2 protein-coding genes and 1 pseudogene are annotated in these 1561 nt (G+C 49.5%); all 3 read left to right on the top strand.

The window, feature by feature from the left end:
- Nucleotides 1–208 (top strand): hypothetical protein (locus tag LG003_RS22850; RefSeq protein ID WP_262981743.1); only part of this gene is annotated, 208 nt, incomplete at its 5' end.
- Between the two features lie 2 nt (nucleotides 209–210).
- Complete coding sequence (locus tag LG003_RS22855) at nucleotides 211–768, top strand: VRR-NUC domain-containing protein (RefSeq protein WP_262981744.1); 558 nt, start codon at nucleotides 211–213, stop codon at nucleotides 766–768.
- 42 nt (nucleotides 769–810) lie between these two features.
- Nucleotides 811–1561 (top strand): annotated as a pseudogene (locus LG003_RS22860) (VRR-NUC domain-containing protein); the annotation flags it as partial.

A 1561-nucleotide genomic window follows, 5' to 3' on the forward strand; every position in this document is an offset into this window, starting at 1 on the left:
GCATACCCCCTATACCATTACCACCGCTGGCGGTCAGACCCTTTCCGGTAAAACCGATGCGCTGGGCAGAACCGTGACGGTACAGAGTGAGGCGGAAGAAAATCTGCAACTGAGTTCACCAGAAGTCCCACCGAAACCGAAGCAAACCTTATACCGTGCCAGCGGTAACACGCAGATAGAGTATGTGATGGAATTTACGGAGAAATAAGTATGACAATATCCAACAGCGGTAAAATGTGCCCGGCCGTGACCTCAATTAATTGCACGATGGAAATAGGGGTCTTTCCCGCCGATGAAGACCCCTGTTATCTGGCGGAAAAAGCTGAGTATGCTCTGCGTTTGCCCGCAATGATTATCACCAAGCTGGGCGCTATTCGCTTTCTTAATCAAATTATTATGAGTGGATTGATTAAGGTTGAGGAACTTAAACATGACTTTTTATGGCCCTATAAAGCAGAAGTGGTGTTTGCTATCAGAGGAGAGCAAGATGTCCCTTTACCCATGCTGGCAACCAGCCAAATCTCTAAGCAGCGTTATAGTGATAATTTACCGCAATCCAGTAACCCATTTGCCCGGCCTTCTGCCGAAGACGCGGAGAAATTTGGGGTTGTTGGTATCCGTCGCCCCGATATTATTTTGGTTAAAGATGAGGCACTCCGTTGGCCGGGCAGAAATGCCACCTACTTCGATGGTTCTGTGCACCCTGATAATTTGAAAATGTTGATTGAGGTGAAATTTCCGGGGGATGATCTAACTCAGGGACAATAAACTGATTATATCCAGATTGCGACCGAAGATCGCTTTGGGGTGATGCGTGTTGACGATAATCGCTCTGAGGAGCAAAAACAGTACGATGAAGCGTGGCGAAAACATTATCAACCCGGTTCTCAACACTATAAAAATCCCATACCACTGGCACCGCTGCCGCCCGGTTCACCGCCTGATGATAAAGCTTTACCCGCTCTTCCCGCAGAGGGGGTACCGGGGACCATTCCGCAACCCCTGACAAAAAATCCACCGCTGCTTAGCACTTCCCGTTGGTCTTTCTTACCGAGCTATGAAGACTGGGTTGTCCTCGGGCAGGAGGTGGCGGGTCTGACCGAAAACGGATTGAATTATGTCCGTGACAGTACCCGCGAACTCCTTGCTCAGTTTGGAGCATGGTTCAATCAAGCCGGCAAGTGGGTGTGTGAAGAGATTATTGATCCGGTCACTCATCAAGTCAGCTACGCGTTTTCCTGGGTTAATGAACAAACGGGGAAAATCGTGACCTGGACGGAGAATGAGATAAAAGCCCGATGGCAGACTGTGCAACAGGGCTCAGATATCACCCTGGAAGAGCTAAAAAACATTAGCTGGATGCAAATATTAAAAGAGGTGGGGGAAGGCATGCTGGAAGTAGTTGTGATTATTGCCGAAGTTGCCGTTGTTGTCCTGGTCACCGTTGCCGTTGCTGCTGCACTGATTGCACTGGTGGAAATTTTAGCTGTTGCCGCAGCGGCCAGCGCCGCTGCGTTAGCTGCCGTCCTGGCAATATTGGCGAGTGTGACATTTGTCACTG

Origin of the sequence: Photorhabdus kleinii, from assembly GCF_025384885.1 — a bacterium.
Lineage (GTDB): Bacteria > Pseudomonadota > Gammaproteobacteria > Enterobacterales > Enterobacteriaceae > Photorhabdus > Photorhabdus kayaii.

Coding starts and splice junctions, on each gene's coding strand:
- LG003_RS22855 (WP_262981744.1), top strand. CDS start 211: ATGACAATATCCAACAGCGGTAAAATGTGCCCGGCCGTGACCTCAATT.